At 72.1% G+C, this 5,503-nt stretch carries 6 protein-coding genes; 2 read left to right on the forward strand and 4 right to left on the reverse strand.

The window, feature by feature from the left end:
- On the forward strand, positions 1-666 hold a 666-nt coding region (locus ACWDX9_RS59000), incomplete at its 5' end, for a DNA-directed RNA polymerase subunit beta (RefSeq protein WP_449972327.1).
- 92 nt (positions 667-758) lie between these two features.
- Here ACWDX9_RS59000 and ACWDX9_RS59005 read toward each other — a convergent pair.
- The 3 genes from ACWDX9_RS59005 to ACWDX9_RS59015 form a co-directional block, all read right to left on the reverse strand.
- Entirely contained in the window at positions 759-3,599 is a 2,841-nt protein-coding gene (locus ACWDX9_RS59005; protein ID WP_449972330.1) for a SpoIIE family protein phosphatase, read from the reverse strand.
- Positions 3,600-3,707: 108 nt separating this feature from the next.
- Positions 3,708-4,370: a DsbA family oxidoreductase gene (locus ACWDX9_RS59010; protein WP_449972332.1), complete on the reverse strand. Its 663-nt coding sequence runs from the start codon at positions 4,368-4,370 to the stop codon at positions 3,708-3,710.
- The gene (locus ACWDX9_RS59015; RefSeq protein ID WP_449972335.1) at positions 4,367-4,507 is read right to left on the reverse strand and encodes a hypothetical protein; all 141 of its coding nucleotides are present in this window, start codon (positions 4,505-4,507) and stop codon (positions 4,367-4,369) included. The genes ACWDX9_RS59010 and ACWDX9_RS59015 overlap by 4 nt, the downstream gene beginning before the upstream one ends.
- A gap of 123 nt (positions 4,508-4,630) precedes the next feature.
- Between ACWDX9_RS59015 and ACWDX9_RS59020 the strand changes: the two genes are divergently transcribed.
- Positions 4,631-5,029, forward strand: coding sequence for a winged helix-turn-helix transcriptional regulator (locus tag ACWDX9_RS59020; RefSeq protein WP_350742974.1), 399 nt, complete (start codon positions 4,631-4,633; stop codon positions 5,027-5,029).
- A gap of 10 nt (positions 5,030-5,039) precedes the next feature.
- On the opposite strand, the gene ACWDX9_RS59025 is transcribed toward ACWDX9_RS59020, so the two are convergent.
- Positions 5,040-5,503: 4'-phosphopantetheinyl transferase family protein (locus tag ACWDX9_RS59025; protein WP_449972338.1), on the reverse strand; the 464-nt coding region annotated here is incomplete at its 5' end.

Here is a 5,503-nt window from a genome sequence, read left to right on the forward strand (position 1 = left end):
GAGCGGCTGCGTGACAAGGGCTTCGAGAAGGTGGCCCCGCGCACCAACATGGCCACGCCGGTCTTCGACGGCGCCCACGAGGAGGAGATCGTCGGCCTGCTCGACAACACCGTCCTCAACCGCGACGGTGACCGGATGGTGCAGCGCAGCGGCAAGGCGCAGCTGTTCGACGGCCGTTCCGGTGAGCCGTTCCCCTACCCCATCTCGGTCGGCTACATCTACATCCTGAAACTGCTGCACCTGGTCGACGACAAGATCCACGCACGTTCGACGGGTCCGTACTCGATGATCACCCAGCAGCCGCTGGGTGGTAAGGCGCAGTTCGGTGGCCAGCGCTTCGGTGAGATGGAGGTGTGGGCGCTGGAGGCGTACGGCGCCGCCTTCGCGCTCCAGGAGCAGCTGACCATCAAGTCCGACGACGTTATCGGCCGGGTGAAGGTCTACGAGGCCATCGTCAAGGGCGAGAACATTCCCGAGCCGGGCATTCCCGAGTCCTTCAAGGTCCTCATCAAGGAAATGCAGTCGCTGTGCCTCAACGTCGAGGTGCTCTCCAGCGACGGCACGTCCATCGAGATGCGCGACACCGACGAGGACGTCTTCCGCGCGGCGGAAGAGCTCGGCATCGACCTGTCCCGGCGAGAGCCGAGCAGCGTCGAGGAGATCTGAGCCCGACGGCGGTCCGTCCGGCGCCCCCAGAGAGGTCCGGCGCCTCCAGAGAGGTCCGGCGCCTCCAAGGGGAGGCGCCGGACGGCTCAGGTTCAGGTCGCGTCCGGCACTGGGAGCGCCTGCTCGGCCCAGATGCACTTGCCGTCGGCGGTGAAGCGGGTTCCCCAGCGTTGCGAGAGGGCCGCGACGAGCTGGAGGCCGCGCCCGCCCTCGTCGGTCTCGCTGGCGCGGCGGATCCTCGGGGTGGTCTGGCTGCCGTCGGCGACCTCGCAGATGAGCGTACGGCTGCGCAGCAACCGCAGCCGGAGCGGGCCCCTGGCGTGCCGGATGACGTTGCCGACCAGCTCGCTGGCCACGAGTTCGGTGGTCATGACGAGGTCGTCCAGATGCCAGCGGGCGAGCTGGTCGCGTACGTGCTCGCGGGCCTCGCCGGCCGCGATCGGGTTGTCGGGAAGGGCCCAGGAGGCGACGTCCTCGGCCGGGAGCCGGTGGGTGCGGGCGATGAGCAGGGCGGCGTCGTCGGGGATCTGCCTGCGGGTCGGCAGCATGGCCTCGATGACGGACTCGCAGAGCCGGTCGAGGTCGCTGTCCGAGAGGCCGCCGTGCAGGCCGGTCAGGAGCCGGGTGAGCTCGGCCAGGCCACTCTCGATGTCGCGGGTGGAGGACTCGATCAGCCCGTCGGTGTAGAACACGAGCAGGCTGTCCTCCGGCACGCGCAGCTCGTGCGTGCTGAGGGGCGGCGCGGCGGCGCCGAGGGGCGGATCGGGCGTCACGTCGAGGACGCGGACCGTGCCGTCGGGGTGGACCAGGGCGGGCGGCGGATGACCGGCGCTGACCAGGGAGCATTCGCCGCTCGTCGGGTCGTACACCGCGTACAGGCAGGTGACGTAGAAGTCGTCGCCGAGGTCGCTGACGAGGTCGTTGAGGTGGGCGAGCAGCTCTCCCGGCGGCAGTTCGAGGTCCGCGAGAGTGCGTACGGCGGTGCGCAGGCGCCCCATGGTGACGGCCTCGGTCAGGCCGTGTCCCATGACGTCGCCGATGACGAGGGCGACTCGGTCCGCGGACAGCGGGATGATGTCGTACCAGTCGCCGCCGACCGCCACGGTGCCGCCGGGCAGATAGCGGGCCGCGGCGGTGAGGCCGGGCAGGGACGGCAGCGCGCGGGGGAGCAGGTGGCGCTGCAGCTCCTGGGCGCGGGTGTGCTCCAGGTCGTACATGCGGGCCCGGGCCAGGGCCTGGGCGATCAGCCCGCTGAGCGCGGTGAGCAGGGTGCGCTCCTCGCTGGTGAACTGGTGCGGCCGGTCGAAGGAGATCACGCAGTAGCCCATCGGCTGGTCGGGCACGCGCAGCGGGAGGATGGCCCAGCTGTCCATGCGCGAACCGGCCGTACGGTCGCCGCCGGCACCCGGCGGCCGCTGCTCCGCCGTCGACGTGATGAAGATCGGCACGTGGGACCGGAGCACGTCGGCGTAGGCGGAGGGGACGAGGGCCGCCCGGTTCTGGAACTCGCCGAGGAGGTCGGTGGGGGCGCCGATGGACTCGACCGGATGGAGGTGATCGCCCTCCCGGGTCAGGACCGCCAGCCCCGCGGCCCCGAACGGCGGCAGCACCTGCTCGGCGATGACCTGCATGACGTCGCGGAGCGTCACCGCGTCGCCGAGGGTGCGGGTCAGCTCCTGGATCCGCGCGGCCCGCTCGGCGGCGGCCTGTTCGGCGGCCTCGCGCTGCTCGTCCTGCATCCGCTTGTCGGTGACGTCGGCGAGGTAGAGCGTCAGCCCGTCCGGCACCGGCACCAGGCGTACGTGGTACCACCGGTCGTCGGTCGGCCAGCGCATGTCGAAGCTGGCGGGCACGCGTTCGGCGGCGGCCTGGCGGCACATCGCCTGCAGCTCCGGCGTGTGTGCCGAGGTCAGCTCCCACAGCACCCGGCCGCTCAGGTCGCTGGACCCGAGGAGACGCTCGGCGACGAGGTTGACGAACATGATCCGCCCGTCGCGGTCCACGGCGAGGAAGGCGTCGCTCATGTCGCGCAGCGCGCGGCCGGCCGACTCGCGGGCCACGCGGCTCTCGGTGGTGTCCCAGACCGTGCCGACCATGCGGACCGGCTCGCCCTGCTCGTCCAGCACCAGGCGGCCCCGGGCGTGCATCCAGCCCGTGGTCCCGTCGGGGCGGCAGGCGCGGTACTCGACCTCGTAGATGGCCCGGGTGCGGATGGCCTCCTCGGTCGCGGCCATCACCCTGGGCAGGTCCTTCGGGTGGACGATGTTCGACCAGGTGTCGATGTGGTGCGGCCCGGTCGCGGGGTCGATGCCCAGCATGATCAGCGCCGGCTCGTCCCAGAAGAGCTCGCCGGTGCGGATGTTCCAGTCCCAGGACCCGATCTTGACGGCTTTCAGCGCCTTGCGCAGGCCGGAGTCGGCCGAGTGCTCCGGCCACCACGAGCCCTTCGTACCCGAGTCGGCGCCGGTCCTGGCCAGCCGCCTGGCCAGCCAACCGGCCAGCGACCCCAGGAACTCCCACTGGTCGCCGGTCGGCTCGGCGGCTCCGTCGCAGAGCACGGACAGCACGCCGAACGGCGGGCCCGGGCCGCGCAGCGGGACGGCCACCACCGTCACGGGCCTTGCCCCGTCCAGGTCGGAACGCGAGACGGGGCGGCAGGCGGGCGTCCCGTCACGCAGGACCCGCATGATCACGTCCCGGGTCCCGCCCCACGCCTCCTGGATCGCCGGGGGCAGCCCGGACGCGGACACCAGTCGCGGCTCCCGGCTGCCGACGGGCCCGGCCCAGTGGATCGTGCCGCCGAGCGCGTGCAGGTCGGCGACCGCCTGATCAAGGGCGTACTCCAGCACCTCGATGTCGCTCAGACCGGCGCACACCGAGGTGAGCACGCGAAGGCGTTCGTCCCCCGAAGCAGCGACGGGGGACCTCTTCACCGCCATCCTCTCGCCCCCCAGCAGTCACGAGAGAAGTAGGCCACCAGCCCGGTGCCGGACGCTTCTTCCACAGGGTAACGAAACGGCCGCCAAGGGCGGGCAAAGCGGTCAGCGGGCCGCCGCGCCGGCGGCGGTGTACGCCTGCTGGAGGGCGGACAGGAACAGGTCGGCCGGCTGGGCGCCCGACACGCCCCAGGTGTCGTTGAGCACGAAGAACGGCACGCCGCCGGCGCCGAGCCGGCGCGCCTCGCGGACGTCCGCGGCCACCTCGCCGGTGTACGCGTCGCCGCCGACGACCCGCCGCACCTCCTCGTCGGGGAGCCCGACCTCGGTGCCCAGGCGTACCAGGGTGTCGGGGTCGTCGACCGTCTCGCCCTCGATCAGGTGCGCGCGCAGCAGCCGCTCGTGCATCGGGCCGTCCAGGCCGTGCTCGGCGGCGAGCTGGCCGAGCCGGTGCGCGTCCAGGGTGTTCACCGAGACCGCCCGGTCGAAGTCATAGGTCAGGCCCTCGGCGGCGGCCAGCTCGGCGACCTGACCGGTCATCTGCCGAACCTGGGCCGCCGACCCGCCGATCTTCTTGGCCAGCATGTCGTACACCGGCTCGCGGACGCCCTTGGGGTGCGACGGATCGAGCTGGAAGCTGTGCCAGCGCACCTGGACCTGGTCGGCGTGCTCGAACCGGCCGATGGCCGTCTCCAGGCGGCGCTTGCCGATGTAGCACCACGGGCAGACGATGTCGGACCACACGTCGATCCGTACCTGCGCGCTCACAGGTAGCACACCCCGTCCGTGCACACCGGCGCGGCGTCCGTGCCGACGGGGATCAGCGTCGGGAGCCCGGCCGGCTGAGGGTCGGGCTGGTCGGTGCCGTCGACCGGCGCCGGCGTCTCGAAGGGGGAGACAGACATGGTCACTTCCTAATAGTTACTTCTTGTATGCAACCTAAGGATAGGTAACCCTAGAGGTAACCGGGAAGAAGGTACATTCATGTCAGTTACGCACACGCGTGTGCCTGGGAAGGAGGCGCTCCGGTGTCAGGCCCGTACCTGAACGTTCCCGTGCCCGTCCCCGCCGACGGCGACTGCCCCATCCGCGAGGTCCTCGACATCGTGGCCGACAAGTGGAGCGTGCTGATCGTCGTGCTGCTCGGGCAGCGGATCCACCGCTTCAGCGAGCTGCACCGCTCGATCGAGGGCATCAGCCAGCGCATGCTCACCCTCACCCTGCGCACCCTCGTACGCGACGGCCTCGTGGCCCGGACCGCCTACGCGACGGTCCCGCCGCGCGTCGAGTACGAGCTGACCGAGCTCGGCCGCACCCTGCTCGACCCGCTGACCGCGCTCGACGCCTGGGCCCGCGAGCACCGCGACGACATCGTGGCCGCCCGCCGGCACCATGACGCCCCGGAGGCGGAGGCCGCCCGGGGGTGAACCCGGGGCCTCAAACCCGGCCGTACAGCTCCGCCGGGCGTACGGTGATGGCCGTCACGAGCAGGCCGTCGGCGGCGAGCCAGCGGCCGACGAAGCCGGTCAGCTCCCGCCCGAGCACCCGCGGGCCGGGGACGAGGAAGCGGGCCGTGAAGGTGCCGGTACGCGTGAGGGTGATGTGGGCCTGGTCGAAGCCCAGCCAGCGCCGCGTCAGCGGGAACCACGCCTTGTAGACCGCCTCCTTGGCGCAGAACAGCAGCCGGTCCCAGTGGACGCCGGGGCCGAGCCGGGCCAGGGCGGCGAGCTCCCGGTCGAGGGCGATGGCCGGCAGGACGCCGTCGGGGAGCGGTTCGTGGGGCTCGGCGTCGATGCCGACGGTCAGCGCGTCCAGGGAGACAGCGGCCGCCCGGTACCCGGCGCAGTGCGTGATCGCCCCGGCCACCCCCGGCGGCCAGCCCGGAGCGCCGCGCTCGCCGG

It is taken from the genome of Nonomuraea sp. NPDC003201 (assembly GCF_053590415.1).